This window comes from Rhodopseudomonas julia (assembly GCF_030813515.1).
In the GTDB taxonomy this organism is placed as follows: Bacteria; Pseudomonadota; Alphaproteobacteria; order Rhizobiales; family Afifellaceae; genus Afifella; species Afifella julia.
On sequence record NZ_JAUSUK010000001.1, the window covers coordinates 1,371,106 to 1,394,876 of the forward strand.

Annotated in this window: 27 protein-coding genes; 15 read left to right on the forward strand and 12 right to left on the reverse strand. The window is 62.6% G+C overall.

Translation table 11 applies throughout. The features are described from left to right. The first annotated feature begins 2 nt into the window (after positions 1-2). The 8 genes from hisA (at position 3) to J2R99_RS06335 (ending at position 6,892) form a co-directional block, all read left to right on the forward strand. Positions 3-737 carry a 1-(5-phosphoribosyl)-5-[(5-phosphoribosylamino)methylideneamino]imidazole-4-carboxamide isomerase gene (gene hisA, locus J2R99_RS06300; protein ID WP_307153593.1) on the forward strand — a complete coding sequence of 245 codons (735 nt, stop codon included), beginning with the start codon at positions 3-5 and terminating at the stop codon, positions 735-737. A gap of 96 nt (positions 738-833) precedes the next feature. Continuing rightward, positions 834-2,801, forward strand: coding sequence for a putative bifunctional diguanylate cyclase/phosphodiesterase (locus J2R99_RS06305; RefSeq protein ID WP_307153594.1), 1,968 nt, complete (start codon positions 834-836; stop codon positions 2,799-2,801). 161 nt (positions 2,802-2,962) lie between these two features. Continuing rightward, positions 2,963-3,754, forward strand: coding sequence for an imidazole glycerol phosphate synthase subunit HisF (hisF, locus tag J2R99_RS06310; RefSeq protein ID WP_307153595.1), 792 nt, complete (start codon positions 2,963-2,965; stop codon positions 3,752-3,754). Then, entirely contained in the window at positions 3,751-4,089 is a 339-nt protein-coding gene (locus tag J2R99_RS06315; protein ID WP_307153596.1) for a phosphoribosyl-ATP diphosphatase, read from the forward strand. Before hisF ends, J2R99_RS06315 begins: the two co-directional genes overlap by 4 nt. Then, positions 4,077-5,042 (forward strand): type I pantothenate kinase, encoded by a 966-nt coding sequence (coaA, locus tag J2R99_RS06320; protein WP_307154167.1) that lies wholly within the window; start codon positions 4,077-4,079, stop codon positions 5,040-5,042. The genes J2R99_RS06315 and coaA overlap by 13 nt, the downstream gene beginning before the upstream one ends. A 2-nt stretch (positions 5,043-5,044) precedes the next feature. Further along, on the forward strand, positions 5,045-5,782 hold the full coding sequence (gene pyrF, locus J2R99_RS06325) for an orotidine-5'-phosphate decarboxylase (protein WP_307153597.1): 738 nt from the start codon (positions 5,045-5,047) through the stop codon (positions 5,780-5,782). Between the two features lie 11 nt (positions 5,783-5,793). Further along, complete coding sequence (locus J2R99_RS06330) at positions 5,794-6,105, forward strand: DUF1330 domain-containing protein (RefSeq protein WP_307153598.1); 312 nt, start codon at positions 5,794-5,796, stop codon at positions 6,103-6,105. 4 nt (positions 6,106-6,109) lie between these two features. Continuing rightward, complete coding sequence (locus tag J2R99_RS06335; protein WP_307153599.1) at positions 6,110-6,892, forward strand: molybdopterin-synthase adenylyltransferase MoeB; 783 nt, start codon at positions 6,110-6,112, stop codon at positions 6,890-6,892. 38 nt (positions 6,893-6,930) lie between these two features. Here J2R99_RS06335 and J2R99_RS06340 read toward each other — a convergent pair whose 3' ends face one another. After that, positions 6,931-7,929, reverse strand: a complete 999-nt coding sequence (locus J2R99_RS06340) for a 2-hydroxyacid dehydrogenase (RefSeq protein WP_307153600.1) — start codon at positions 7,927-7,929, stop codon at positions 6,931-6,933. 151 nt (positions 7,930-8,080) lie between these two features. On the opposite strand from J2R99_RS06340, the gene J2R99_RS06345 reads away from it, so the two are divergent. Beyond that, positions 8,081-8,629 (forward strand): SH3 domain-containing protein, encoded by a 549-nt coding sequence (locus J2R99_RS06345; protein ID WP_307153601.1) that lies wholly within the window; start codon positions 8,081-8,083, stop codon positions 8,627-8,629. 39 nt (positions 8,630-8,668) lie between these two features. Here J2R99_RS06345 and J2R99_RS06350 read toward each other — a convergent pair whose 3' ends face one another. From J2R99_RS06350 to J2R99_RS06360, 3 genes are read right to left on the reverse strand one after another with little or no spacing between them, the layout of a single operon-like run. Beyond that, entirely contained in the window at positions 8,669-9,496 is an 828-nt protein-coding gene (locus J2R99_RS06350) for a carbohydrate ABC transporter permease (protein ID WP_307153602.1), read from the reverse strand. 1 nt (position 9,497) lies between these two features. Next, positions 9,498-10,493 carry a carbohydrate ABC transporter permease gene (locus J2R99_RS06355; RefSeq protein ID WP_370872278.1) on the reverse strand — a complete coding sequence of 332 codons (996 nt, stop codon included), beginning with the start codon at positions 10,491-10,493 and terminating at the stop codon, positions 9,498-9,500. After that, on the reverse strand, positions 10,490-11,755 hold the full coding sequence (locus tag J2R99_RS06360) for an ABC transporter substrate-binding protein (RefSeq protein ID WP_307153603.1): 1,266 nt from the start codon (positions 11,753-11,755) through the stop codon (positions 10,490-10,492). The genes J2R99_RS06355 and J2R99_RS06360 overlap by 4 nt, the downstream gene beginning before the upstream one ends. Positions 11,756-12,103: 348 nt before the next feature. Between J2R99_RS06360 and olsB the strand changes: the two genes are divergently transcribed. Then, the gene (olsB, locus tag J2R99_RS06365) at positions 12,104-13,105 is read left to right on the forward strand and encodes a l-ornithine N(alpha)-acyltransferase (protein WP_307153604.1); all 1,002 of its coding nucleotides are present in this window, start codon (positions 12,104-12,106) and stop codon (positions 13,103-13,105) included. On the opposite strand, the gene J2R99_RS06370 is transcribed toward olsB, so the two are convergent. From J2R99_RS06370 to J2R99_RS06380, 3 genes are read right to left on the reverse strand one after another with little or no spacing between them, the layout of a single operon-like run. Beyond that, on the reverse strand, positions 13,006-13,689 hold the full coding sequence (locus J2R99_RS06370; protein ID WP_307153605.1) for a Smr/MutS family protein: 684 nt from the start codon (positions 13,687-13,689) through the stop codon (positions 13,006-13,008). The genes olsB and J2R99_RS06370 overlap by 100 nt on opposite strands. Then, positions 13,649-14,719, reverse strand: a complete 1,071-nt coding sequence (mltA, locus tag J2R99_RS06375; protein ID WP_307153606.1) for a murein transglycosylase A — start codon at positions 14,717-14,719, stop codon at positions 13,649-13,651. The genes J2R99_RS06370 and mltA overlap by 41 nt, the downstream gene beginning before the upstream one ends. Before the next feature lie 9 nt (positions 14,720-14,728). Then, on the reverse strand, positions 14,729-15,436 hold the full coding sequence (locus J2R99_RS06380) for a Tim44/TimA family putative adaptor protein (RefSeq protein ID WP_307153607.1): 708 nt from the start codon (positions 15,434-15,436) through the stop codon (positions 14,729-14,731). Positions 15,437-15,576: 140 nt separating this feature from the next. On the opposite strand from J2R99_RS06380, the gene J2R99_RS06385 reads away from it, so the two are divergent. Together J2R99_RS06385 and secB are read left to right on the forward strand one after the other, a co-directional pair. Next, entirely contained in the window at positions 15,577-16,065 is a 489-nt protein-coding gene (locus tag J2R99_RS06385) for an FxsA family protein (protein WP_307153608.1), read from the forward strand. A 164-nt stretch (positions 16,066-16,229) separates the two neighbouring features. Continuing rightward, positions 16,230-16,742, forward strand: a complete 513-nt coding sequence (gene secB / locus J2R99_RS06390) for a protein-export chaperone SecB (RefSeq protein ID WP_307153609.1) — start codon at positions 16,230-16,232, stop codon at positions 16,740-16,742. Here the strand turns inward: secB and dnaQ are convergent. The 5 genes from dnaQ to J2R99_RS06415 all read right to left on the reverse strand — a co-directional run bounded on the left by dnaQ (position 16,715) and on the right by J2R99_RS06415 (position 20,441). Then, on the reverse strand, positions 16,715-17,461 hold the full coding sequence (gene dnaQ, locus J2R99_RS06395) for a DNA polymerase III subunit epsilon (RefSeq protein WP_307153610.1): 747 nt from the start codon (positions 17,459-17,461) through the stop codon (positions 16,715-16,717). The two genes, secB and dnaQ, sit on opposite strands and share 28 nt — an antisense overlap. 134 nt (positions 17,462-17,595) lie before the next feature. Then, the gene (coaE, locus tag J2R99_RS06400) at positions 17,596-18,183 is read right to left on the reverse strand and encodes a dephospho-CoA kinase (RefSeq protein WP_370872280.1); all 588 of its coding nucleotides are present in this window, start codon (positions 18,181-18,183) and stop codon (positions 17,596-17,598) included. Beyond that, positions 18,174-19,013: a shikimate dehydrogenase gene (locus J2R99_RS06405; protein ID WP_307153612.1), complete on the reverse strand. Its 840-nt coding sequence runs from the start codon at positions 19,011-19,013 to the stop codon at positions 18,174-18,176. Before J2R99_RS06405 ends, coaE begins: the two co-directional genes overlap by 10 nt. A gap of 1 nt (position 19,014) precedes the next feature. Continuing rightward, a complete protein-coding gene (locus tag J2R99_RS06410; protein WP_307153613.1) occupies positions 19,015-19,611 on the reverse strand; it encodes a Maf family protein in 597 nt (198 codons plus the stop codon). Then, the gene (locus J2R99_RS06415) at positions 19,608-20,441 is read right to left on the reverse strand and encodes a pyruvate, water dikinase regulatory protein (protein WP_307153614.1); all 834 of its coding nucleotides are present in this window, start codon (positions 20,439-20,441) and stop codon (positions 19,608-19,610) included. The genes J2R99_RS06410 and J2R99_RS06415 overlap by 4 nt, the downstream gene beginning before the upstream one ends. A gap of 387 nt (positions 20,442-20,828) precedes the next feature. Here J2R99_RS06415 and hemE point away from each other — a divergent pair, with 387 nt between their 5' ends. The 3 genes from hemE (at position 20,829) to rho (ending at position 23,763) form a co-directional block, all read left to right on the forward strand. Further along, the gene (hemE, locus tag J2R99_RS06420) at positions 20,829-21,854 is read left to right on the forward strand and encodes a uroporphyrinogen decarboxylase (protein ID WP_307153615.1); all 1,026 of its coding nucleotides are present in this window, start codon (positions 20,829-20,831) and stop codon (positions 21,852-21,854) included. 3 nt (positions 21,855-21,857) lie between these two features. Then, on the forward strand, positions 21,858-22,325 hold the full coding sequence (gene hemJ / locus J2R99_RS06425) for a protoporphyrinogen oxidase HemJ (protein ID WP_307153616.1): 468 nt from the start codon (positions 21,858-21,860) through the stop codon (positions 22,323-22,325). A 172-nt stretch (positions 22,326-22,497) separates the two neighbouring features. Further along, complete coding sequence (gene rho, locus J2R99_RS06430) at positions 22,498-23,763, forward strand: transcription termination factor Rho (RefSeq protein WP_307153617.1); 1,266 nt, start codon at positions 22,498-22,500, stop codon at positions 23,761-23,763. The last annotated feature ends 8 nt before the right edge of the window (positions 23,764-23,771 follow it).

The window sequence follows — 23,771 nt, forward strand, 5'->3', positions numbered from 1 at the left end:
CAATGATCCTGTTTCCCGCGATCGACCTGAAGAGCGGCGAATGCGTGCGCCTGAAGCGCGGCGAGATGGGGGAGGCGACGACCTACAACGCCGATCCTGCGGCACAGGCGTGCGCCTTCGCCGATATGGGCTTCACCTGGCTGCATATGGTCGATCTCGACGGAGCCTTCGCCGGCGAAAGCCGCAACGGTTCAGCCGTCGAAGCTGTGCTGGAGGCCGCCGGCGACCGGCTCAAGGTCGAGCTTGGCGGTGGCATCCGTTCCATGGCCCAGATCGAGGCCTGGCTCGAAAAGGGCGTCACGCGGGTGATTTTGGGCACGGCGGCCCTGCGCGATCCTGATCTGGTGAGGCAGGCTGCGCGGCAAAATCCCGGCCGCATCGCCGTCGGTATCGACGCACGCAACGGAAAAGTTGCGGTGGAAGGCTGGGCGGAAACCTCCGACATGGAGGCGCAGGACCTCGCAAAGAGCTTCGAAGACGCCGGGGTCGCGGCCATCATCTACACCGACATCGACCGCGACGGCGTTCTCGCCGGGATCAATTGGGAGGCGACGATCGCGCTTGCAGAGCATGTCTCGATCCCGGTCATCGCATCCGGCGGTCTCGCCTCGATGGCCGATATCGTGCGCCTCACCATGCCGGACGCGGAAAGCCTCGAAGGCGCCATTTCCGGCCGGGCGCTCTACGACGGCCGCATCGATCCTCACGCCGCGCTTCAATTGCTCAACGCACTCTAGGCGTAGGCCTTCATTCACCACGCCTGATCGAGGAATTTGGGATAAATACACCCTGCGCATATGACATTACTGTCTGCGCAATGTAAGGTTGCCAGAATGTCCTCTGGCCGCGGTTTCCTGCCTGGTTTCGTTCTCCTGATCTTGCCCGTCGTGGCGATTGCCGCGGCGATCTGGGTCGGGTCGGATACGATCGAACGCGGCCTGCAGCTCAACGCCGCCAACACCACCTCGGCCTGGGCGAAGTATATGACCGCCAGCGTCGCCGATCTGGAAGAGATCGCGGCAGGCGCCGAGCCCTCTCCGGAAACGATTGCGACGCTCAACAGGATGAGGGAGGCCGCAAGGGTCTTCCGCGTCAAGCTGTTCGGACCCGACGGCAAGCTCCGCATGATCCTCGACGACCGAGAGCTTTCGGACGTCGACAAGGCATCTTTGGCGCAACACAATCCCGAAGCCGCTGCCGCGGCGGCGGGCGGCGCGATGCGGATCGAAGTCGCGCATGGCACACCGCCCGAGCGCCCCGCCTATTATTCGGAAGCCTATGTGCCTCTGCGCAAGGATGGCAAAACCATCGCCATCGCCGAGATCTACGTCGACCAGACTGATGAATTCGAGGACATTCAAACCACAGTCGCCCGCAGCGCCATCCTTCTATCCATCATTATTCTGATCGCCTCGGGCGTCCCGGTCTTCGGCTTCGTCCAGCGCTACAACGCCAAACGGCGGGCCGACGCACGGGCAGCCTATGCGGCCGAGCATGACGGCCTGACGGGCCTCCTCAATCGCAGCGGCTTCATCGCCCGCAAGCGTGGGCTTCTCGCCAAGGCAAAGCCTGTCGTGGTCGTCTCGCTCGGGATCGATCGCTTTGGCGCCATCAACACCGCCTTCGGGCCGGAGCGAAGCGACTACATTCTCTTGGAAGCGGCGGAAAGACTGAAGAGCCTGGCCGAGCCGGAAGCGATCGTCGGCCGTGTCAGCGGTACGGAATTCGCCTTTGCCCTGAACGTCAACGATTTGAAGGAGGGCGCGCGCCTTGCCGAGCGCGCGCTGAAGCTCATCCGGCGCGGCTTCGTCGCCGACGGCCACGTGATCAATCTCACGGCGAGCGCCGGGCTCACCGTCGCCGAGAAGGGCGAGCACCCCGGCAGCCCTTTGTCGCGCGCCAATGTCGCCATGCGCCGTTCACGGGCAAAGGGCGGCGACCGTCTCACGATCTTCGATCGGCGCATGGGCGCTGAGCTCGAAGCGGGACGCGATCTCGAAACCGTGCTGCGGGCCGCTGTGGAGCACGAGCGGTTCGAACTCTATTATCAGCCGATCTTCACCGCCAAGGATCGCTCACTCGCCGGCTTCGAAGCTCTGCTGCGGATGCCGAACGGGGAAGGCGGTTTCGTCTCGCCGGCACGATTCATCCCGCTTGCCGAACAGCTCGGCCTCATCCACCGCATCGGCCGCCTGGCGCTCAACCGCGCCTGCGAAACCGCAAAGACCTGGCCCGACGGGTACAAGGTCGCGGTGAACCTGTCGCCGGTGCAGTTCGATGCCCGCAACATCGTAGAGATCGTGCGTCAGGCGCTCGCCAAGAGCGAGCTTCCTCCCGAAAGGCTCGAGCTGGAGATCACCGAAGGTGTCTTGTTGATCGATTCTCTCGATGCCGTGCAACAGCTGAGCCAGCTTCGCGACATCGGCGTCAAACTGGCGCTCGACGATTTCGGGACGGGTTTCTCTTCGCTGGCTTATCTCTGGAAGCTCCCGGTCGACAAGGTGAAGATCGATCAATCCTTCCTGCGCGCGATGGAATCGGAAGGCGACGGAGCTGCCGCGATCATCCGCTCCATCGTCGTGCTCGGCCATTCGCTCGGGCTGGTCGTGACGGCGGAGGGTGTGGAGACGCCCGAACAGCTCGATTTCCTGGAGGAAATCGGCTGCGATTTCCTGCAAGGCTACCATCTCGGGCGGCCAGCATCGGCGGAGGCTGCAGCAAGCCTCGCCCGCGAGGCCGCGCAGGAGCGCGACAGCCAAAACCCCGCTCAGGCCCGCGGACGCGGCGCCGTCGTTTCCTGACCGCACCAAAGGCGATTGGTCTGACGAGCTCGCGGGGTCGAGGTCTTCGTCTGCTTCAGAAGGTCCATCCTCGATGGCTTGTTGTAACGCACTGGATGCCGCCGCTATAAGGGCCGCCGTTGCGCATCCGCGCTGAAGCTGAAAAGCCTTCGGAGCACTCCTTGCTCAAAGCCCGTGTCATTCCGTGTCTCGACGTCAAGGACGGCCGTGTCGTCAAAGGCGTCAATTTCGTAGATCTCATCGATGCCGGAGATCCGGTGGAAGCCGCCAAGGCTTACGACGCAGCCGGTGCCGACGAGCTTTGCTTTCTCGACATCACCGCAAGCCACGAGGAGCGCGACACGCTCCTCGACGTGGTCGCCAAAACGGCGGAGCAATGCTTCATGCCCGTTACGGTGGGCGGCGGCGTGCGGAGCGTGGAGGATGTCCGCCAGCTTCTCCTTGCCGGTGCCGACAAGGTTTCCGTCAACACCGCTGCGGTCAACGATCGCGGCTTTGTTGGCCGTGCTGCGGACAAGTTCGGCGATCAGTGCATCGTCGTTGCCATCGATGCCAAGACGGTAGCTCCCGGTCACTGGGAGATCTTCACCCATGGTGGGCGCAAGCCGACCGGCATCGACGCCGTCGAATATGCCCGCGAAGTCGTGTCTCTGGGCGCCGGCGAGATCCTTCTGACCTCTATGGATCGCGACGGCACGAAGACGGGCTTCGATCTCGCTCTGACGCGAGCGATCGCGGATGCGGTCCGCGTTCCGGTCATCGCCTCCGGCGGTGTCGGGACGCTCGATCATCTGGTGGAAGGCATCCGCGACGGCCATGCGACGGCCGTGCTCGCGGCTTCGATCTTCCATTTCGGCACCTATAGCATCGCGGAAGCCAAGGCCCACATGGCGCGCGCAGGCATCCCCGTGCGTACGCTTCCGCAGGAGAAAGCCCGGATGGGCATGTCATGACCGATTTTACGCTGGAAGAACTCGCCGCCACGATCGACGAGCGCGCCGCCTCTGGTGACGACAATTCCTATACAGCCAGGCTTCTCGGGAAAGGCGTTGCGAAATGCGCCCAGAAGCTCGGCGAAGAAGCCGTTGAGGCTGCAATCGCGGCGGCGGAGCGCGACAATCAGGCGCTCACCAAAGAGGCGGCCGACGTTCTCTATCACCTCCTCGTCCTCTTGCGCGCCGCGGGCGTCTCCTTCGACGAGGTCAAGGCCGAGCTTCAGAGCCGCACAAGGCAAAGCGGCCTCGATGAGAAGCGCTCGCGCGGCCCCAGCGCCGACTGGAAGAGCTGATGGATCAAGTGTCTCCGCGCTCGCTCTCGCCCTATCGGTATTTCAGCGTCGAGGAATGGTCGAAACTGCGCGCCGACACGCCGATGACCCTCTCGGCGGAAGAGGTCCACGCGCTCAAGTCGATGAACGACCCGATCTCGATCAGCGAGGCGGAGGCGATCTATCTGCCCTTGTCGCGGCTTCTGTCCTTCCACGTTGAAGCCAAGGACAAGCTTTATGCCGTGCGCTCGAAATTCCTCGGCGCAAAAGAAGGCAAGATGCCGTTCATCATCGGTATCGCCGGCTCCGTGGCGGTCGGCAAATCGACCACGGCCCGCATCCTGAAGGAACTGATGGCACGCTGGCCGGGCCATCCGCGCGTCTCCCTCGTCACCACCGACGGCTTTCTCTATCCGAACGCGGTTCTGGCGAAGGAAGGCATGATGGAGCGCAAGGGGTTTCCCGAGAGCTACGACGTCGCAACGCTTCTGCGCTTTCTCTCCGACATCAAGGCCGGCAAGCGCAAGGTGAGCGCCCCGGTCTACTCCCACCTCACCTACGATATCGTGCCGGGTGAGACCTTGACCGTCGATCAGCCGGACATTCTGATCGTCGAAGGCCTCAACGTCCTGCAGACCCGGGATCTGCCGCGTGACGGCAAGGAAGTCCCCTTCGTCTCCGACTTCTTCAACTTCTCCATCTATATCGACGCGGACGACGACGTCATCCGCCGCTGGTATATCGACCGCTTCATGAGCCTCAAGGGAACGCGGTTTACCGATCCGAGGTCGTATTTTCATCGCTATGCCAATATCGCAGACGATGAAGCGCGCCGCGTCGCAGAGGGCCTTTGGGAGCGCATCAACCTCGTCAATCTCGACGAGAACATCCGCCCGACCCGGCCGCGGGCCGATCTCATCATCGGCAAAGCGGGCGACCATTCGGTCAATGAAGTGGCGCTGAGGAAACTGTGACGATGCTGAAGACCAAGGATTCTGCCGCAAGCCGAGATATTCGCCCGCGCGACGCGCGCGATCGGCTGATCGTCGGCCTCGACCTCCCCGACCTTGCGGCTGCCCGTGCCATGGTGGAGACGCTGGAAGACGCGGTGACTTTCTACAAGATCGGCATGGAACTGGTCTTTGCGGGCGGTCTCGACCTCATCGAGCCGCTCCGGGCGGAGGGAAAGCGCGTTTTCCTCGATATGAAGCTTCTCGACATCGACAATACGGTCGCGGGAGGTATCACCAATCTTGCCCGGCTCGGGGCGACGCTCACCACCGTCCACGCCTATCCAAAGGCGATGCGGGCCGCGGCCGCCGCACGAGGCGAGGCCGATCTCGGGCTTCTTGCCGTGACCGTTCTCACCTCGATGGATGATACGGATCTCACCGAGGCGGGTTATGCGGAGGGTGCCGCGGAGCTCGTCCGCCGACGCGCCGCGCAGGCCCGTGCCAGCGGCATCGACGGCATCGTCTGCTCGCCGCTCGAGGCGGAGGCGATGCGCGCCCTTCTCGGTCCCGATATGCTGATCGTGACGCCCGGCGTGCGCCCGAAATCGGCAGCGAGCGACGACCAGAAACGCGTGATGACACCGGCCGACGCCTTGCGGGCGGGCGCCGATTACCTCGTCGTTGCCCGGCCGGTGGTAAAGGCCGCCGATCCGAAAGCCTCGGCCCAGGCGATTGTGGACGAAATCGAAGCGAATTGCTGAAGGAGGAAAGAATGCCAAAGGGCTACTGGATCGCCCGCGTCGACGTGCGCGACCCCGAGCGCTACAAGGATTATGTCTCCGGCGCCGCTCCGGCCTTTGCACGCTTCAAGGGCAAGTTTCTCGTCCGCGGCGGCCTCATGCATTCGCTGGAAGGAAATTCGCGTGCCCGCAATGTGGTCATCGAATTTGCCTCCGTCGAGGATGCCCTCGCCTGCTACCATTCGCCCGAATACCAGGCCGCACGCGAGCACCGGGTGGCGGTTTCGGACGCGGAGCTCGTGATCGTGGAAGGCTATTCGGGTCCGCAGCCCGGCGCGTCCTGATCCAATGCGCGAGACGCCCTCCCCTGACGGCGCGCCCCATTCGGCGGAACCGGATCTCAGCGCGGAGGAAATCGAGCGCTACGCCCGCCACATCGTCCTGCCCGAGGTCGGGGGCCCCGGCCAGAAGCGCTTCAAGCGCACCCGCGTCCTGATCGTCGGAGCCGGGGGGCTCGGCTCGCCGGTCGCTCTTTATCTGGCGGCCGCCGGCATCGGCCGGCTCGGCCTCGTCGATGACGACCTCGTCACGCTTTCCAATCTGCAGCGGCAGATCATTCATGCGAGCGCCGATCTCGGCATGCCGAAGGTGGAGAGCGCCAGACGAGCTCTTGCCCGCATCAATCCCCATGTCGCCGTCGACGCCCACAGGACGCGGCTGATGCAGGACAACGCCTCCGATCTCGTCGCGGGTTACGACATTGTCGTCGATGGCTCCGACAATTCCGCCACGCGCTTCCTTCTTCCGGATATCTGCGAGACGGCCCAAAAACCACTGGTGACGGGTGCGGTCGGCCGTTTCGACGGGTCCGTGACGACCCTCCTGCCCTTTGAGAACGACAATCCCCGTTACCGCGATGTCTTTCCAAAGCCGCCGCCCGAAGGGCTCGTGCCGAGCTGCGCCGAAGCCGGCATTCTGGGCGCGCTCACCGGCGTCATCGGGTCGATCCAGGCGCTTGAGGTCATGAAACTCGCGGCAGGCTTCGGCGAGCCTTTGATCGGGCGACTTCTCCTCTACGACGCCCTCTCCCAACGCTTCGAGACGATCGCCTACAAGCGCCGCAAGCGCTGAGCCTCATTGTGCCGAAGCTCTGGCCCGGCGCGCGACGGCTAGACCGAAAGCGGCAGCACGCGGTCCGGCGGCTTGTGCCCGTCCATCCAAGTGCGGATGTTGATGATCACCTTCTCACCCATCTCGATGCGGCCCTCGATCGTGGCCGAGCCCATATGCGGCAGAAGCACCGCCTTGCCTTCCTGGGCAAGCTTGATGAGCTTGGGATCAATTGCAGGCTCGCCTTCGAAAACGTCGAGACCGGCGCCGGCGAGGGAGTTCGTCTCCAGGCATTCGATCAAGGCCGCCTCGTCGATGACCTCGCCGCGCGCGGTGTTCACCAGATAGGCATCCGGGCGCATCAGCTTCAGGCGCCGGCGGGAGAGAAGGTGGAAGGTGGCCGGCGTGTGCGGGCAATTGACGGAGATGATGTCCATGCGCGCCAGCATCTGGTCGAGCGAATCCCAATAGGTCGCTTCCAGCTCTTCCTCGGTCTTCGGATCGACAGGCCGGCGGTTGTGATAGTGGATCGACAGGCCGAAGGCCTGGGCGCGGCGGGCGACCGCCGTGCCAATCCGACCCATACCGACGATGCCGAGACGTTTTCCCCAAATGCGATGGCCAAGCATCCAGGTCGGCGACCAGCCGGGCCAGGACAGGCCGTTCGGTAGGATCTGCGCCCCTTCTGCCAGTCGCCGTGGGACGGCAAGCATCAGCGCCATGGTCATATCGGCGGTGTCGCCCGTCAAAACGTTCGGCGTATTGGTGACGGTGATGCCGCGCTCATAGGCGGCCCCGATATCGATGTTGTCGATGCCGTTGCCGAAATTGGCGATGAGCTTCAAGTTCGGTCCGGATTGGGACAGCGCTGCGGCGTCCAACCGATCGGTGACCGTCGGCACGAGTACGTCCGCAGTGCGCAACGCCTCCACCAGCTCCGCCTGCGACAGCGGCCGGTCCTCCAGATTGAGGTCGGCGCGAAACAGCTCTCGCATCCGCGTCTCCACCGGATCGGGGAGTTTGCGCGTTACGACGACGTGCGGTTTCGCCTTGGTCATGCACCACCTCTCCTTGGCGGCCCCCGCGGGAGCGACCGGCTGCCTTTAACATCTCTCTAGCAAAGGGCTGCTCAAAAACAAGGAACGAAGCGGCGCTTGGCCTCGCGGCGGAATGGCGCTAACACCTCCCGGTGTGATTTTCCGACCGCAGATGATGCGCCCTCTCCTCTTCCTCCGTTCTCGTCTCAGCCTTCTTCTTGTCTTGGCCGTACTCGCCGTGGCGTGGCCGGGCGAGCCTGGATGGGCGCAGGCACCCAAAGTGGGCCCGAGCGGCTATCCATTACCACGCTTCGTCAGCTTGAAATCAAATGCCGTCAACGTCCGCAAGGGGCCCGGCAAAAACTACGGCATTGCCTGGCGCTTCGTACGGGCCGGTCTGCCGGTCGAGATCATCCAGGAATTCGAAACCTGGCGGAAGGTGCGTGATTCGGATGGCGCGGAAGGCTGGATCCACCAAAGCCTCCTGTCCGGGCGGCGTACGGCGATCGTGGCGCCTTGGGCCAAGGGTGAGCGCTTCAATGCCCATTCGGAGGCAAGCGAGACAGCGCGGGTGACGGCCATTCTCGAATCGGGCGTGGTGACGGACGTGGTGCGCTGCCGCGAGGGTTGGTGCGACGTGCGCGGCGACAATTACGAAGGCTGGGTGGAGCAGAATTCGCTCTGGGGCGTCTATCCCAACGAAAACGTCTCCGACGGCTGACCGCACCGCCATCCGCGATATTATCGGGGATGCTTTCGTTCACCCTTTCACACCTCCGGCCGTCAGGCCTGAGACGATCTTGCGCTGGAAAATCAGCACGAGAACGATGAGCGGCACCGTCACGACGACGGATGCCGCCATAATCGTTCCCCAGGGGATTTCCTGCTCGGACGCCCCCGACAGAAGCGCGATCGCCACGGGCACGGTGCGCGTGTCGTTGCTCGACACGAAGGTGAGCGCGAAGAGAAACTCGTTCCAGGCGGCGATGAAGGCGAGAAGCCCCGTCGTCACAAGCGCCGGCCACATCAGGGGGAGAAATACCCTCATGACGATGGTCATCGGTTTTGCGCCATCGACGATCGCCGCCTCTTCGATCTCCACCGGCAAATCCCGCATGAAGGTCGTCAGCACCCAGACCGTGAAGGGCAGGGTGAAGATCATATAGGCGAGGATCAGTGAGAAGAGCGAATTGTAGAGGCCGAAGAGGCGCACCAGTTCGAAAAGTCCGGCGAGCACGGCGATCTGCGGAAACATCGAGACGGCGAGAATCGTCAAAAGCAGGATGCTGCGGCCGCGAAATTCGATACGCGACAGGGCATAGGCCGCCGTCACCGCCAGGAAGAGAGAGATCGCCACCACCACGAAGGCGACGATGACGGAATTCAAGATGTTGAGCGGGAAGACACCGTTGACGAGCACGTCGCGATAATTGGCGAGCGAGAAATCCGTCGGCAGATAGTCGACGCGAAAGAGCGCCGTGCCTGATTTGAAGCTCGTCAGGATGGCGTAATAGAACGGGAAAACTGAGAAGAGCACGATCAGGACGACGAGCCCATAAAAGGCAGCGCGCTTCACGAAGACGGGCATGTCAGCGCCCTCCCCCGAGATTGAGCCGAGCCGCCTTGATGTAGACGAGCGTGATCGCCGCGATCACCAGGAAGAGCAGCGTCGAGGCCGCCGAGCCGTAGGCGAACTGGTCGAACTGGAAGAGGTTTTCCTGAGCGAAAACCGACATCGTCTTGGTTTCGGTGTTGTTGGGCGTCAGCACGTAGATGAGATCGAAGACGCGCAGGGCATCGAGGGCCCGAAAGATGACGGCGACCAGGATCGCCGGACGAATGAGCGGCAGCGTCACTTTGAAGAAGACCTTGACCGGATGAACGCCGTCGATTTTCGCCGCTTCGTAGACGTCAGAGGGCACCATCTGCAGCCCGGCGAGGATGAGTAGCGCCATGAACGGCGTCGTCTTCCACACATCGACGATGATGACGGCCCACATCGCCGTCTCCGGAGAGGCGGTCCAGGCGATCGGATGCGAGAGGATGCCGATCGACATCAGCATGTCGTTCAGAATGCCGAACTGGTCGTTCATCATCCAGGCCCACATCTTGGCCGAGACGATCGTCGGGATCGCCCAAGGGATGAGAACGGCAGCGCGCACAAAGCCGCGTCCCCGAAACGGGACGTTGAGCACGAGCGCCACGATGAGACCGAAGACCGTTTCGATCGAGACGGAAACGAGGGTGTAATAGACGGTGTTCCACACCGCGTTCCACCATTGAGCGTCGAAGAAGAGGCCGAACCATTCCCCGGTCCCGTCGCCATAATCGACATATTCGAAATAGTTGCGGAGGCCGACGAAGCGGGCGGCGTCGAGATCGGCCAGACTCGCATCGGTGAAGGAGAACCAGATCGTCTGCAGAAGCGGCCAGCCGGCGACGAAAGCGAGGACGGCCAGCATGGGCGTAAGGAAGAGCCAGGCCGATGTCAGGCGCTGCCTTGAAAGCGCGGAGCGCACCGCGGGCTGTTCTTCGGTCCGCATCGCCTCGTCGGTCGGCGGGGCGCCGAGCGTCGCGTTCGTCATCGCCAGCCGTCCCGTTTCAGCCGACGCAGCCGGTGCTCCAGCGTCTTAAGATTGGTCTCAGCCGATGCCGCACCGGAGAGCGTCTCGTTAACGGCGGTCCAGAACTCCTTCGAGACTTCGTTGTACTGACGCTTCGTCGGTGCGGAAGGACGCGGCACTGCCTTTTCGACCACATCTGCCCATTCGGCGATGATCGGCTGGCGTTCAGCGATTTCCGGATCGTCATAGAGCGCCGGGATCGTCGGCAGCCGCGCATAGGTGAGCGCTCGCTCCTTCTGCGCTCGGCGAGACGACAGAAAGCGCACGAGCGCGATCGCTTCATCTTTGTGCTTGGAATATTTCGACACAGCGAGGTTCCAACCGCCGAGACAGGGAGCCGATCGACTGCCGGGCTCGGCGGGCAGCGTCGTCACCTCGAACTTGCCGTTGACAGGCGAATCCTCGCCGTTTGACAGCGCATAGGCGTAGGGCCAGTTGCGCATGAAGACGGCATTGCCCGTCTGCCAGACGCCGCGGGCCTCCTCTTCCTTGTAGGCGAGGACACCCGCCGGGGCGATATCCCTCACCCAGGCATGGGCCCGCTCCAGCGCCCGAGCGGCCGCCTCGTTGTTGATGGTGATCTCGCCGTCGGGAGAGACGATCTGCCCGCCGCCGCTCGAGGCGACCCATTCGAGGCCGTTGCAGGTGAGGCCTTCATACGGGGCCCCCTGAAAGACGAAGCCGTAGATCTGACGGTTGCCGGCTCTGCGTTCCTTATCCTGGATCTCTTTTGCGGTTTCGGTCAGCTCCTCCCAGGTCGTCGGCGGTGTCCTGCCGTACTTTTCCAGGAGGTCCTTGCGATAGAAGAGTGCCGGCGCGTCGGTATACATGGGGAATGCGACGAGCCGACCTTCGACGGTCTGCGATTCGATCACCGAAGGAAAATGGTCGCCGATCACGTCGGCCATGGCGTCGCGCAGATCGACAAACTGGTTGGCAAGCTGCGGTGCCCAGATCACATCGACACGGTAGATGTCGATATCGTCGGTGCCGGCCGCCAGCCACAAACGATATTGCCCGAATTGATCGCTCGTCGAAGCCGGCATCTCGACGATGTTGACGTGGTGGCCGGTCTCCGCCTCGAATTCGGCGAGCTGCGTGCGCAATTCCTGAATATCCGCGCCGACGGAGCCCGAGACGATGGAAAGCTCGGCTGCAGAAACCGGGCTGGTGCCAAAGGCCAATGTCGCAGCAACGGCCATAGCCGCACGGCCAAACCGCATGTTCCCCTCCCATCCGGCCGGTATTTCCCGGCTCTTTCTGCATGATCGCTTCGCGATCTCAACGATCAACCGCAGCGCTGGTTGCGCGAAAGTCTAGCGCCTCTTGCCGCGACATTGGGAGTCCCCTTGGCGCCATCTTGTCGAATGGCGCTCGTTTCTTCCCGCCCGGCGGTCACCCGAATGCTGCCCGCGACCAATCGACCGAGATTGCGCCTCAGAGGCTCTTCAGGCGTGTCACGTCACGCCAATGTCATGTTTTTCTTATGGAATATGGCAACTCTGGTCGATGTCGGCGCGATCGTTTAAGGAAAGCGCATGAGATCGAGATTCCCCAGGGGCAGGGAGGCCATGCAGGGACGGCATCATCTCTCTCCACGACGACTGGTGCGGCGTTTTGCGCCCGGTCTCGGGAGGGCTCGGGGCAGCGGTTTCGTACGCCCATTCGCAAAACCGGGTCGCGCCCCTTGGCGGGCGGCCCGCCATGTCGGAACGCTCGGAAGGCTCGGCGATCTTGAGGCGCGGCTTGCCCGCTCTCCCTCAGAGATCCGCCGTTCGCAAGGGCTGCGCTACCATGTCTTCTACGAAGAGATGGCGGCCGTTGCCGACGAGGAAACTTATCAGCGCCGGCGCGACGCCGACGCCTACGACCTCATCTGCGACCATCTTCTGGTGCTCGATCACGCCGTCCCGCGGCGACCGTTCCTGCGCTCGAAGCCCGAGATCGTCGGCACCTACCGGCTGTTGCGGCAGGAGATCGCCGAGATCAATGGCGGCTTCTACTCCGCCGGGGAATACGATGTCGGTTCGCTCGTCACGCGTTATCCGCATCTGCGCTTTCTGGAGCTCGGTCGCTCCTGCGTGCTGAAGCCCTACCGCGACAAGCGGACGGTGGAACTCCTGTGGCACGGCATCTGGAGCTACGTCTTGATGCACGGCATGGACGTGATGATCGGCTGTGCCAGCATTCCGGGCACCGATCCCGACAAGCTCGCCCTGCCTTTGAGCTTCCTTCATCACAACGCGCTGGCACCGGAAGAATGGCGGGTTCGCGCGGTCGAGGAGCGTTACGTCGACATGAATCGGATGGCCGCCGACGAGATCGACGCCAAGGCGGCTCTTCGCCAGCTTCCTCCTTTGATCAAGGGGTATCTCCGCCTCGGGGGCTATGTCGGTGAAGGAGCGGTGGTCGACTATCAGTTTGGCACCACCGATATCCTGGTCATCCTGCCGGTGAGCGCTCTCAATCCACGCTATGTCGACCATTTTGGCAATGATGCGAGCCGGTTTGCGGCGCCTGCCCCGCCGTCGGGACGGCGGCTGTTTGCACCGCTGCGGCGCAATCTGACGTAAAGGGCGCCTTCGCCGCCGTGATGGCGGGAGGCATGTTCGTAGGCAACGACAAGCTCGCGAAAAGCGGGCTCGGCGAGCCATCTCGGCACCATGGTCTTCAAGACCCCCTCGCCTTCCGAACGGCCTTTGCCGGTGATGACAAGCACCAGAACGTGACCGCGGGCTTGCGCGCCCCCCAAAAAACCCAGGAGGCGGTCATGGGCTCGCTGCTGGGTCATGCCATGCAGGTCGATGCGCGCGTCAGGTTCAAGACGGCCGCGCAGGAGGCGGCGTTTCAGGCGCGGCTCGAGCGCTGCTGCGGCTCGGGGCGCGGATCGGGGTTTCGGCTCCGAAGGGGTTATGCCGTCGACGGGCGGGGCGGCCGGGCTCCGCTTTCCGGCTGTAAGCGCCAAAGCACCCGTCTGGGGCGGCGCATCATCCGGCTGCGCCCCTTTGTGAGCGTCAAGCTCTTCGCGGAGGGAGCGGCTTTTGAGTGGCCGCACGGTCCGGCGAACCTTATCCCAGAGCGCCTTGTCTTCGGGCGAAAGCTGTTTGCGGGCCATCTCAGGCGCTCGCCTTCGGTAGAAGGAGGCGCAGGACGCCATGATGGCGTATTTCGCCGGCCGCCTTGCCTGCCTCCGCGCCAGAGCCTGCAAATATATCGCCGCGACCTCGACCCTTGATGGCCGAACCCACATCCTGCGCGATCATCAGGCGACGAAAGGCATCCGCGCCGAAGCCCGCAAGCGGCGGTGCGGAGACGAACACCGGCAGATGGAAGGGAGCGAAGCCTGGATCCACGGCGAGGCTGCGCCCGGCGCTGAGCGGAACGCCTGCCGCGCCCAACGGGCCGTCTTCAGGAGCGAGATCGACGATCTCGTTGAAGAAGATAAAGGACCGGTTCTCGGCCATGAGCCGGCGACCGGCCTCACGATGCATCTTGAGCCAGAGTTCGAGACCGGCTTTGCCGGCCGCGTCCTTCGCAAGATAGCCGCGTTCGACGGCGAGCCGGCCGATCGACGTGTAGGCGTGCCCCGATTTTCCGGCGAAGCCGATACGCATATGCTGGCCACCACCAAGGGAGAGGCGCGCAGAGCCCTGAACGTGGATGAAGAAGAGATCGACGGGATCCCTCACATAGGCGAGTTCGAGACCGCGCCCCGCCAAAGCGCCGGCTTCGATCGCCGCCCGATCGGGACAGGCCGGAACTCGATCGGTAACCTCGGTCTGGGCGGCCTCTGCGGGCGGGCGGTAGATGGGCACGCTGAACGCGTCGGTAGGCTCACGCCGCGCTTCGATCACGGGCTCATAATAGCCGGTCAGATACCCCTTCGCCGCAGCGGGTGCTGGCACGAAATAGCTCTCAAAGAAGCTGCGAGCTTCGGCCGGTGACGGGTCGGCCGGCAGACGCAGCGCGGCAGCGGCAGCGGCTTCCAGCCCAGGAAGTCTATCCGGCAAAGGCGTGGCTTCGGCGAACAGTCTTTCGGCCGATTTGCGGAATGCGCGAAGGGCGGCACGATGATCATCCTCGATCCAGCCCGGCAGGGATACGAACGATAGATGACGATGCTCGTCCGCGTCGGGGGCGGACGAGGTCAGCGTTGCGATGGGCGAGGTCGGGGCATCTCCAGCCACCGTCGGCGCTCAGCTGGAGCCGGTTGCGACCAGCTCCCAGTTGGGATCGCGGCTCATCGTGGCACGGGCAAAGGTCCAGACCTCGTCGGGCTTCTGGACGGCGTTGGGATCGCCCTCAATTACCCGGCCCTCATTGTCGTAGGTGACCGAAACGATCTCGGATTTGAAACGAACGGAGACGCGTGCGACGTTGTCTTCGAGCTCCGCCTCCGTGAGCTTGGCGCTCTCGAAACCGACGAAGCTCGTCTCGAGCCTTTCGCCGCGCTGTTCCCGCTCACTCATGGCGGTGGCGAAGCTCTCGTAGACATCGGCGGAGAGAAGCGACCTCAGAGTGGTGCGGTCGCCCGCAGCGAAGGCCTGGACCACCATCTCGTAGGCGGCTTTGGCGCCTTCCAGGAAAGAATCGGGCTCGAAGGCGGGATCCGCGCGGCTAATCGCCACAAGCCCATCATAAAGCGGCGTATCGGGCTTGGCATGGCGCTTCAGAGCGCTCCAATCGGGGGCGCTCGGCGTCTCCCGCTCGGGCACCTGACCGGGACGCGGCAGGGTCACGACGTTCTCGGCTGTATGACGGGCCGCGACAGGCGGTTTGCGGCCGTTCTCATAGGGCGAGGGTTCGCTGCCGGTGCGACGGCCCAGCACGCTGCCGAGGCGCATAAAAATGACGACCGCGATCACCAGGAAGATCAGAGAATAAATGTCGAAAAAGCCGCTCATGCCGATATCGTGGACGCTCCCTACGGGCGTTCGCTTCGTTCCCCGCAATGTAAGCACGATCCCGGCCGAGTCCAGCAGATCGCAGGAAACTCTTTAAAAAACCGGCCGAGACACCATATCGCAGGATCAGGATTGAACCTATGCCAATTTTCCTTCTCCTCCTCCTCATCCCGCTGATCGAGGTCGGCACGTTCGTCGTGGTCGGTCAGTATATCGGCCTCGCCCCGACGCTGCTTCTGACGCTTTTGACGGCGATCATTGGCACCGCGCTTCTGCGCCACCAGGGGCTTAGGACCATTTTGCGCATCCGCAGCGATCTGGAATCCGGGCGGATGCCGGCGCGCAACCTTGCCGATGGTGCGCTGATCGCCGTTGCCGGGGTGATGCTTTTGACCCCGGGCTTCGTCACAGACACGCTCGGGTTTTTGCTTTTCGTCCCGGCCGTGCGCACTCGGATTTGGCAGTTCGTCCTGTCGCGGGTCGATCTGCGCGTGGTCGGCACGCAGAATTATCAGGCCTCGAATTATCGTGAGACGCGGCGCGGCCCGAACGGCGAGACCGTCGTCGACCTCGAAGAGGGCGAGTTCGAGGTCCATGAGATCGACCCCGACCGGGACCGTCGGCGGTGACGGACGCGGTGACGCGTGGGCGTCGTGCTCCAGCGACCCGAATAATGCGCATGGCCCCAAAAGTCGCGTTGCCAGCGCGATCGCGAGCGGTGCGCGGTTGTGGCTCACTGCCCCGCATGCTAGGCGCGGGCAACCGTTCCCAATGACAGCTTTGGAAAGACGATATGGTCAATAATGCCAGCAATGGCGGCGAGCAGGCCGCCGGCACGGATGCGAAGAGCCAGGCATCGGGCCAGGCGCCAGGAATTCATGTCCTTGGCCAGTACATCAAAGACCTTTCTTTCGAAAATCCCGGCGCGCCGAACTCGTTGAGGCCCGCAAGCGCCAATCCGTCGCTCGACGTCAACGTGAACGTCAATGCGCGGCCGATCGCCGATGGTCAGTTCGAGGTCGAGCTGAAGCTCGATGCCAAAGCAAGCCGCGGCGAAGACACGCTCTTCATCACCGAGGTCGTGTATGCGGGTCTTTTCCAGATCCGCAACGTGCCGCAGGAGCATCTTCACCCGATCATTCTGATCGAGTGCCCGCGGCTGCTCTTCCCGTTCGCGCGCCAGATTCTGGCGGACGCGACGCGTCAGGGCGGCTTCCCGCCTTTGATGATCGATCCCGTGGATTTTGCCGCGCTTTATCGTCAGCGGGCAGCGCAGGCTCAGGCGGAAGCGCCGACGACGGCCTGAGGCGTTTGAGAGACGCGCTCGTCTTCGTCCTTCCAGACGTTCAGCCAGAGCGCGTCCTCACCCATTTCAGCTTCCACAAAGGCGCGGTGCGCCGCGCGCATCTCGTCGCTCAGACGCGGCGGCAAGGCGTGCGGCCGTGCCCCCACCTGGCGCATCGTGCCGGTGTTGGAGGCCCCTTCTGAGAAGCTGCCGAGCGCGAGCAGCGCCTGGCGTCCCCCCTGCAATTCGACATAGACCTCGGCGAGAATCTCGGCGTCGAGGAGCGCGCCGTGTTTCGTGCGCTTCGAATTGTCGATACCATAACGGGCACAAAGCGCATCGAGAGAGTTCATTCCGCCCGGATGCCGGCGCCGTGCCAGCATGAGGGTGTCGACGAAACGCTCATCCGGAATGACGGAAAAGCCAGCCTTCGCAAGCTCCATATTGATAAAACCGCGGTCGAACGATGCGTTGTGCGCGACGAGAGGCGCATCGCCGACGAATTCCAGGAATTCGTCCACGCATTCACGGAAGGCCGGTTTGTCGCGCAGAAACTCCTCGGTCAGCCCATGGACCGCGACCGCATCCGGGCTGATCGCGCAACCTGGATTGATATAGGCGTGATAAAAGCGTCCGGTGGCAATCCGATTGATGATCTCCACGCAGCCGATCTCAATCAGCCTGTCACCTTTGAGGGCGTCGAGGCCAGTGGTTTCCGTATCGAAGACGATTTCCCGCATAGCGCTGATCATGAAATTTGGGCGGCTCGGACACAAGCGATCCGCGCGTTAGAAAGCGGCTTTTCCCTGGCTCATTCAGAGCAGCCTTGCTCTGCGCCTCTCCGCTTCGCCCGCGAGCCCAATCGAGCTACGGCTCACGTCATTGCGGCGGTGGCGCGCAGAATCGTTTCGACGTCACGTTCGGCCGCTTCGAAGCCAAATCCGGTATCGATGACGAAATGGGCCTGCCGGCGTTTGTCCGCATCCGGCACCTGCCGTGCCAGGAGCTTCTCAAACAGCTCTTCGGTCATGCCGCGGCGGGCGAGCACTCTTTCGCGCTGCGTTTCCGGCGAGGTCGTGACGACCACCACACAATCCATCCATTGCTCTGCACCCGTTTCAAAGAGCAGCGGAATGTCCAGCACAACGACCGGGACGCCCTCTCGAGCAGCCTGTTCGCCAAATTCGACCGTTTTCGCACGGACGAGCGGGTGCACGATCTCCTCCAGGCGGGCGAGCTGGTCGATGTTGCCGGAAAGCGCCGCTCCGAGTTTCTTACGATCGACTTCGCCGTCCGCCGTCACGCCCGGAAAGGCGGCTTCGATCGGTTCGACGGCCGCGCCACGATAGAGTTCGTGCACGGCGCGATCGGAATCGTGCACGGCAACCCCGCGACGCCGAAACATCGCGGCCGTCGTCGACTTCCCCATGGCCATTGAGCCAGTGAGTCCAATTACGAACATGAGTCTCTTTCGGCTAGATCGGCGACCACGGCCGCCCGCAGTTCCGCGTCCACTTCGGGGCGGACGCCGAACCAGCGCTCGAACCCCGGCACGGCCTGATGCAGCAGCATCCCAAGTCCATCGACGGTGGTGAGGCCAGCCGACGCCGCTCCACGAAGAAACGGCGTTTGCAGCGGCACATAGGTCAGATCGGTGACGATAGCTGAGTCTTTCGCGCGGTCCCACGGAACCGTCAATTCGGCTCCGGAGAGCCCCGCCGAAGTTGCGTTGATTACTAAATCCGCAGACGAGAGTCGCTCCGCAAGGGCATCGAACCCAGCGGGCCGAACCTTGTCGGCAAATCGCACCGCAACGTCGTGGGCACGGCGTTCCGTGCGGTTGACGAGTTCGATCCTCTCGACGCCGCGTTGCACAAGTGCGTCGATGACGGCGCGGCTCGCGCCGCCCGCCCCGACGATGAGCGCGCATCCCGTTTTTTCCGACCAACCGGGCACTGCCTGATCAAGGGAAGCCAGGAACCCGGTTCCGTCCGTGTTGTCGGCCACGAGCCGACCATCTTCGAGCCAGAGTGTGTTGGCAACATCCAAGCGCTCTGCTGCACCGCAACGTTTGAATGCTGCGGCGCAGGCAACCTCTTTGTGCGGGACGGTAACGTTGGCGCCCGCATAGCTCGAAGAGGCGAAGGAGGCATAAAACGACACCGCCTCCTGCGGCGAAACCGGCCTCACACTATAGTCACCTTCGATTTTATAGCGCCTGAGCCAGAAGCCATGAATCAGCGGCGAACGCGAATGTGAAACCGGCCATCCCGTGACGCACGCATGCAGCATTTCAAAAGGTTCCGAAGCCGTTTTTGCGCAGGAAGCCGAGAAGGGGCAGCAGCGGCAGGCCGAGGATGGTAAAATAGTCGCCTTCGACATTTTCGATCAAACGAATGCCGGGACCTTCCAGCTGATAGAGACCGACGCTTGAGAGAATCTGGGGGCCCGAAGCGGCAAGATAGCGTCCGACTTCGTCGGCCCGGATCGGGCGCAATGTGATGGCCGCGCTGTCGCGTGTTTCAAAGAGCGTCTTGCCGGCGCGCATGCAGGCCACCGCAGAATGCAGATAGTGCGTCTTGCCGGAAAGCTCGAGGAGCTGCTGGCGGGCAGCATCCATGTTTTCCGCCTTGCGGAAGAGGCGTCCGTCGAGCTCCAGGGTCTGGTCCGCGGCAATGACGAGAGCCCGGGGGATCGCCTCGCTCGCCATCGTGGCTTTCGCGAGGGCGAGCGTGGAGGCGATATCGCCTGCTCCCGCCCCGGCACGAAGCAGAGGTTCGGAGGCCGCCATCTCGTCGAGTTCGGGAGAAACCTGCCGAAAGGAAAGACCCGTGCCGTCAAGGAGGGCTTTGCGGGCCTTGCTGCCCGAAGCGAGAACGAGCTCTGTCATGCCAATTGCTTTCCGCGCCGTTCTCCCAGAAGCGCCAGCACCGCGGCGGCCGTTTCCTCGATCGAGCGCCGGCTCACGTCGATCAAAGGCCAGCCGTATTTCGCACATAGGCGTCGCGTCTCCAGGACCTCCTGGGAAACAGCCGTGCGATCGAGGTAAGCCGGATTGTCGTCCTCCGGCGAAAGGCTCAACACCCGATTCTGTCGAATTTGAACGATTCGGTCCGGGCTCGCGACGAGGCCGACAACCAGGCAGGACTTGGCGCGTGTCACCAATGCGGGAACCGGAATGCCTTTGACGATCGGGAGGTTCGCCGTCTTGATGCCGCGGTTGGCGAGATAGATCGACGTCGGCGTCTTTGAGGTGCGGCTGACGCCGAGCAGCATCACATCGGCTTCATCGATATCTCGCGGCAGCTGGCCGTCATCGTGCATCATCGTGAAATTGAGCGCTTCGATGCGCTCGAAATAGCTTGCGTCGAGCGCGTGCTGGGCACCGACTCGGCCGGTGGAACGTGTCCCGAGATAGGCCTGAAACGCCTGCAAGACCGGATCCAAGACCGAGACCGCCGGGATGGACAATTCGTTGCAGCGCGTCTCCAAGAGCTCCGCCAGCTTCTCGTCGACAAGCGTATAAAGGACGATCCCCGGCGAGTTTTCCACATCCAGCATAATGCGCTCGATCTGCTTGGCCGTGCGTACCAGAGAGTGGATGTGTTCGACCGCATGAATGCCGGCATACTGGGCCGCAGCGGCACGTCCGACATTGATCAGGGTCTCGCCCGTCGCATCGGAAATGAGGTGAAGATGGAAGAACCGCGTCGGCGCCAAGGGGATAACCGTGGATAAAAGGGCCGTTTTCTCACGCCGGAAGCGGCTGCGCCGATTGCGCCCCCACTGTCCCGACGACGGTCCACAATTTGGATGGCGCAGAGGCGATTGGCAACAGGCTGTGGGTGGGAGTCGACAAAGCGGCGCGATTCACAGCATCTGGGTGGCGACTGGATATTCGACTGCGCCGCTGAAAAGCGCTGTCTTGCGCCACTTCCGGCGAGTCACTTGGGCCACTATCCCCGGTGTTTTCCCCTGGGGGAGTAACAAGCCGCGGCGCCTTTGCCGCGGATTGATGTGTTGTGGGTGGAATTGAATCCGGCTAATCCACCGCCCAATAGAAACAGAAGAATCCTTAAAACCTTTAATTTGGGGTTAAGAGCACCTGTGGCTTCGGCAAGATCGCTTCTTCGAGTCCTCGACGGCGAAAGCCTAGAGACACCTCCGCTTTGGATGATGCGTCAGGCAGGGCGCTACCTGCCCGAATATCGCGAAACGCGCAGTCAGGCGAACGGGTTCCTGGACCTGTGCTACACGCCAAAACTGGCAACCGAAGTGACGCTTCAACCGATCCGACGTTTCGGTTTCGATGCGGCGATCCTGTTTTCCGACATCCTCGTCATTCCCGACGCGCTGGGTCAGAAAGTGGCTTTCGAGGAAGGGCACGGACCGCGGCTGGAGCCGATCGATCCATCTCGCATAGGAGAGCTCGCTGGCAAGGACGTCACCGCGTTCCTTGCGCCGGTCCTGGAGACGGTCGAGCGAGTGCGGGCAGAGCTTCCCCAGGAGACGACGCTCCTGGGCTTCTGTGGCGCTCCTTGGACCGTGGCGACGTACATGGTGGCCGGGACTGGAACAGGCGACCAGGGACCGGCGCGGCGTCTGTCACTTGGCGAGCCGGAGCGTTTTCAAGCGCTCATGGATATCCTGGTCGAGGCGTCGGCAAGTTATCTCGTGGCCCAGCTCAAGGCGGGAGCGGATGCGGTTCAGATCTTCGACACCTGGGCCGGCGTTCTCGACGACGACGGTTTCGATCGGTGGGCGATCGAGCCGGTGCGCGCCATTATCGCGAAGGTGCGTGAGGCCGTGCCGGGCGCCAAAGTGATCGCCTTTCCGAAAGGCGGTGGTGCGCGGCTGAAGCGCTACGTCGAGGGGACGGGCGCCGATGCGATCGGCCTGGACTGGTCGACGCCGCTTGACGATGCGCGAAAGAATGCGGGCGGCAAGGCCTTGCAGGGAAATCTCGATCCGATGCGGCTCATCGTGGGCGGCAAGGCTCTCGAAGACGGGGTGCGGAGCATCCTCGCGGCAATGCGCGGTTATCCGCATATCTTCAATCTCGGACATGGAATCACGCCGGATACGCCGGTGGAACATGTCGAGGCGTTCGTGAAGCTCGTGCGAGGCAAGTAAACGATGGATGGCCTCGTGGCGGCAATCTCCGATTTCTTTTGGTATGCCAATCCTTTGTGGATCAAGGCATGGCATGTGATCTCGATTATCGCCTGGATGGCGGGGCTGCTCTACCTGCCCCGCTTGATGGTCTATCACACGAAGGTCGCCACGGGGTCGGAGCAGTCTGAGCTCTTCAAGGTGATGGAGAGGCGTCTCCTCAAGGCGATCATGACGCCCGCGATGTTTGCGAGCTGGATCTTCGGCCTTTGGGCGGCGACCATCACCTATGCCTGGGATCAGGGGTGGTTCCACATCAAACTGGCGCTTGTCGTCTTGCTGACGATTTCCCATCTGTTCATGGCACGGTGGGTGCGGGACTTTGCCGAAGATCGCAACACGCGGCCTGAGCGCTTCTACCGCATGATCAACGAGGCGCCGACGCTCCTCATGATTGGTATTGTTATCCTGGTTATCGTGCGGCCGTTCTGACCCGGATGAATTAGCGCTTGTGATTCCGGTCGGACCGGGTTAAGCGGAAAGAACTGGCGTGAATGGCTAGCCGCGGCGCAAGCTGGGGGCCGGCCGTTAGTTTCCCGCACCGGGGCGGTGCCTCCCTTTTACCCATGCCTCCTCCACCGTGTTTTGCACGGGACTCAATCACATGGCTGAAATCAGACTCCAAGACCTGAAGGCGAAGTCGCCTACCGATCTTCTTGCTGTTGCGGAAGAGTACGACGTTGAAAACGCCAGTACTTTGCGCAAGCAAGAACTTATGTTCGCGATCCTGAAAAAGGTCGCCGAACGTGACATTACCATTATAGGGCAGGGCGTTATTGAGGTTCTGCAGGACGGCTTCGGCTTTCTGCGGTCTCCCGATGCGAATTATCTGCCTGGACCCGACGATATCTACGTTTCGCCGTCGCAAATCAGACGTTTTTCCTTGCGAACCGGCGATACGATCGAGGGTGAGATACGCAGCCCGAAAGAGGGCGAGCGGTATTTTGCGCTCCTTAAGGTCAATACGATCAATTTTGAGGAGCCGGAAAAGGCCAAGCACAAGGTCCATTTCGACAATCTGACGCCACTTTACCCGGATGAACGCTTCAAGATGGAGCTCGATGATCCGACGGTGAAGGATATGTCGGCGCGGGTCATCGACCTGGTGGCGCCCCTGGGCAAAGGGCAGCGCGGACTGATCGTCGCCCCGCCGCGAACCGGTAAGACGGTTCTTCTGCAGAACATCGCCGGCTCGATCACGTCGAATCATCCGGAATGCTACGTCATCGTGCTTCTGATCGACGAGCGCCCGGAAGAAGTGACGGATATGCAGCGGACGGTGCGGGGCGAGGTGATCTCCTCGACCTTCGACGAGCCCGCTGTGCGGCACGTGCAGGTCGCTGAGATGGTCATCGAGAAGGCCAAACGCCTCGTCGAACACGGTCGTGACGTGGTTATCCTGCTCGATTCGATCACACGGTTGGGCCGGGCCTACAACACTGTCGTGCCGTCGTCCGGCAAGGTTCTGACGGGCGGTGTCGACGCCAATGCGCTGCAGCGGCCGAAGCGCTTCTTCGGTGCGGCGCGCAATATCGAAGAAGGCGGCTCGCTGACGATCATCGCGACGGCTCTCATCGATACCGGCAGCCGGATGGACGAGGTGATCTTCGAAGAGTTCAAGGGTACGGGCAATTCCGAAATCGTGCTCGATCGCAAGGTTGCTGACAAACGCGTCTTCCCGTCGATGGACATCCTGAAGTCGGGAACCCGAAAGGAAGAGCTGCTGGTGCCGCGTGCGGACCTTCAGAAGATCTTCGTCTTGCGCCGGATCCTCGCGTCAATGGGCGTCGTCGATGCGATCGAGTTCCTGCTCGATAAGCTACGACATACGAAATCGAATTCGGAGTTCTTCGATTCGATGAACACCTGAGTGGCCAA

Bases quoted from the DNA above. Each gene is read 5' to 3' on its own strand.
- hisA (WP_307153593.1), top strand. From the start codon at position 3: ATGATCCTGTTTCCCGCGATCGACCTGAAGAGCGGCGAATGCGTGCGC.
- J2R99_RS06305 (WP_307153594.1), top strand. From the start codon at position 834: ATGTCCTCTGGCCGCGGTTTCCTGCCTGGTTTCGTTCTCCTGATCTTG.
- J2R99_RS06315 (WP_307153596.1), top strand. From the start codon at position 3,751: ATGACCGATTTTACGCTGGAAGAACTCGCCGCCACGATCGACGAGCGC.
- pyrF (WP_307153597.1), top strand. From the start codon at position 5,045: ATGCTGAAGACCAAGGATTCTGCCGCAAGCCGAGATATTCGCCCGCGC.
- J2R99_RS06330 (WP_307153598.1), top strand. From the start codon at position 5,794: ATGCCAAAGGGCTACTGGATCGCCCGCGTCGACGTGCGCGACCCCGAG.
- J2R99_RS06335 (WP_307153599.1), top strand. From the start codon at position 6,110: ATGCGCGAGACGCCCTCCCCTGACGGCGCGCCCCATTCGGCGGAACCG.
- J2R99_RS06340 (WP_307153600.1), bottom strand. From the start codon at position 7,929: ATGACCAAGGCGAAACCGCACGTCGTCGTAACGCGCAAACTCCCCGAT.
- J2R99_RS06345 (WP_307153601.1), top strand. From the start codon at position 8,081: ATGATGCGCCCTCTCCTCTTCCTCCGTTCTCGTCTCAGCCTTCTTCTT.
- J2R99_RS06350 (WP_307153602.1), bottom strand. From the start codon at position 9,496: ATGCCCGTCTTCGTGAAGCGCGCTGCCTTTTATGGGCTCGTCGTCCTG.
- J2R99_RS06355 (WP_370872278.1), bottom strand. From the start codon at position 10,493: ATGACGAACGCGACGCTCGGCGCCCCGCCGACCGACGAGGCGATGCGG.
- J2R99_RS06360 (WP_307153603.1), bottom strand. From the start codon at position 11,755: ATGCGGTTTGGCCGTGCGGCTATGGCCGTTGCTGCGACATTGGCCTTT.
- olsB (WP_307153604.1), top strand. From the start codon at position 12,104: ATGCAGGGACGGCATCATCTCTCTCCACGACGACTGGTGCGGCGTTTT.
- J2R99_RS06370 (WP_307153605.1), bottom strand. From the start codon at position 13,689: ATGGCGTCCTGCGCCTCCTTCTACCGAAGGCGAGCGCCTGAGATGGCC.
- J2R99_RS06380 (WP_307153607.1), bottom strand. From the start codon at position 15,436: ATGAGCGGCTTTTTCGACATTTATTCTCTGATCTTCCTGGTGATCGCG.
- J2R99_RS06385 (WP_307153608.1), top strand. From the start codon at position 15,577: ATGCCAATTTTCCTTCTCCTCCTCCTCATCCCGCTGATCGAGGTCGGC.
- secB (WP_307153609.1), top strand. From the start codon at position 16,230: ATGGTCAATAATGCCAGCAATGGCGGCGAGCAGGCCGCCGGCACGGAT.
- dnaQ (WP_307153610.1), bottom strand. From the start codon at position 17,461: ATGCGGGAAATCGTCTTCGATACGGAAACCACTGGCCTCGACGCCCTC.
- coaE (WP_370872280.1), bottom strand. From the start codon at position 18,183: ATGTTCGTAATTGGACTCACTGGCTCAATGGCCATGGGGAAGTCGACG.
- J2R99_RS06405 (WP_307153612.1), bottom strand. From the start codon at position 19,013: ATGCTGCATGCGTGCGTCACGGGATGGCCGGTTTCACATTCGCGTTCG.
- J2R99_RS06410 (WP_307153613.1), bottom strand. From the start codon at position 19,611: ATGACAGAGCTCGTTCTCGCTTCGGGCAGCAAGGCCCGCAAAGCCCTC.
- hemJ (WP_307153616.1), top strand. From the start codon at position 21,858: ATGGATGGCCTCGTGGCGGCAATCTCCGATTTCTTTTGGTATGCCAAT.
- rho (WP_307153617.1), top strand. From the start codon at position 22,498: ATGGCTGAAATCAGACTCCAAGACCTGAAGGCGAAGTCGCCTACCGAT.